Raw genomic sequence first — 2,219 nt, 5'->3', positions numbered from 1 at the left:
CGTCGGCGTGCTCCGTCGCCTCGGCGCGCACCTGGGCGGCGGCGGCCTCGGTGCGACGGCGCAGCTCGCCGGTCTCGCGCTCGGCCGTCGTCCGCAGCGTCGCGGCGTACTCCTCGGCGTCGGCGCGCAGGTCGGCGCTCTCCGAGGCCGTCCGCTGCCGCAGCTCGGACGTCTCGGCGTCCGCGGTGGCGCGCAGGTCCTCCGCGTAGCGCTCGGCCTCCTCCCGCAGGCGGGCCGTCTCGGCCTCGGTCGTGCCGCGCAGCTCCGCCGCGGCGCGCTCGGTCTCGACGCGCAGCTCGGTGGTCTCCCGCTCGGCCGTCGCGCGCAGCGTGCCCAGCTCGCGCTCCAGCGTCGTGCGCCGCTCGCTCTCCTCCGTCGCGATGGCGCTGGAGATCCGGGCGGCCTCGCGCTCGGCGGAGCCCACGAGCTCCTCGGCCCGACGCTGGGCGGACGTCACGGCGTGCTCGGACTCCGAGGCCGCGGTGCTGCGCAGGTCCTCCGCCTCCCGGCGGGCGGTGGCGAGGAGCTCGGCGACCTCGTTCTCCGCCCGGGCGCGCATCTGGTCGGCCGCGAGCTTGGCCCGGGCGACGGAGTCGGCTGCCTGCGCGTTCGCCTGGGCGACCACGTCGGAGGACTGCTCCTCGGCGGAGCGCAGCAGCTGCTCGATCCGCGAGCCGAGCCCGGAGTAGGTCGGCCGCTCGGCCTCGCGCAGCTGGCGGTGCGCCTCGGACAGCTCCCCGGCGATCTGCATCGCGCGTGCGTCGAGCTGCTCGACCTGCCCCCGGGCGTCGGTGAGCTGCTGCTCGAGCTGCTGCAGCCGCTGCTCCACCTGGACGCGGTCGTACCCGCGCATGACGACGGGGAAGGTGGGTCGCTCGTCGGGCACTGCATCCTCCTGGCGGGGACTCCGGGGCCGTCGTCGGGCGGCGCCGCTCGCGGGAGTCCTCGAGGGACACCGCGCTCGGGCACCGTCCGACGGACGGCTCGTACCGCGAGGGCTGCCGCGGCACCGTCGCTCAGGGTAACCGCCCCGCCGTGCCCCTCGCCTCGTTCGGGGCGACCGCGGACAGGGCCCTGACCTATGGTTGATCGTCACCGGCGAAGGGATCTGCTCGTGCTCAAGCGCGCTCTGGGGGCGCTCCTGTGCGTCCTGGGCCTGGTCGTCGCGGGTCTGGCCGTGGCGTCCGCGACGGTCTGGCGGGCGTCGGACACGTTGTCCGCCACGGCGACCGCCGGCAGCGACGGGACGCTCCTGATGACGGATCCGGGGGTGCTCGACCTGGCCGCCGACGAGGTCACCGTCCTGGCGGAGGCCGACGGCGCGACCGTCGTCGTCGCGCTCGGGCGGACCGCGGACGTCGAGGCCTGGGTCGGCCAGGACCCGGTGACCCGCGTGACGGGCCTCGCCGACCGGACCACGCTGGCCACCGCCGCGCCGGCTGCCCCGGGCGGGCCGACGGAGGAGACGGCCCCTGCCGAGCCGACCGAGCCCGCGGAGCCCGCCGAGCCTGCTGAGCCGGCGCCGACCGACGGTGCGGAGGCACCGGCCGAGGAGCCCGCCCCCACCGCGGCCGACCCGCGCGGGTCGGACCTGTGGGTCGAGGAGGTCGCGGGCGAGGGCACCGCCGAGCTCCGCTGGGACGCGGAGGACGGCCGCTGGAGCGTCCTCGTCGCCTCCCTGGACCCGGCGGCGACGCCGACGGTGACGCTGACGTGGCCGCAGACCGTCACGACGCCGTGGCTGGTCCCCGGTCTCGTCCTCGGCCTGGTGCTGCTGCTGGTCGGCGCGATCCTTCTCCTGCTCGCGCTCCGGTCGGCCCGGACGCGCCCGGCGGCGGCCTCCGCCGGCGGCTCGGCGCCGGTCGTGACCGCGGGTGTCCCCGGACCCGCCCCGGTCGGCCCTGTCCCGGCCGGTGCCGGGCCCGCCGACCGCCCGCTGACCCGGCGAGAGCTGCGTGAGCTGCAGGCCCGGGGTCCGGTCCCTGGTGCCGACGCCCCGGCGTCCCTCGGTGCGCCGAGCGGCCCCGCGGCCTCGGGCCCGGGCACGCGGGTTCCCGGCACGCCGACGTCGGGTACGCCGACCGCAGGCACGGCGACGTCGGGCAAGCCCACCCCGGGTACGCCGACTGCCGGCATGCCCACCCCGGGCACGCCGGCACCAGGTGGCGCGACCCGCGGTGCCCCGACCCCCGGACCTGCGACCGCCGGCCCGCGGTCCG

At 78.3% G+C, this 2,219-nt stretch carries 2 pseudogenes; one reads left to right on the top strand and one right to left on the bottom strand.

The features are described 5' to 3' along the window. Positions 1 to 886, bottom strand: a pseudogene (locus tag N866_RS18280) (hypothetical protein); the annotation flags it as partial. Positions 887 to 1,114: 228 nt separating this feature from the next. Between N866_RS18280 and N866_RS22205 the strand changes: the two are divergent. After that, positions 1,115 to 2,219: pseudogene (locus N866_RS22205) on the top strand (hypothetical protein); the annotation flags it as partial.

The organism is Actinotalea ferrariae CF5-4, from assembly GCF_000603945.1.
Lineage (GTDB): Bacteria > Actinomycetota > Actinomycetes > Actinomycetales > Cellulomonadaceae > Actinotalea > Actinotalea ferrariae.
Note: the sequence above shows the minus strand (reverse complement) of the source record. Positions and strands in the feature narration are given on the sequence as shown.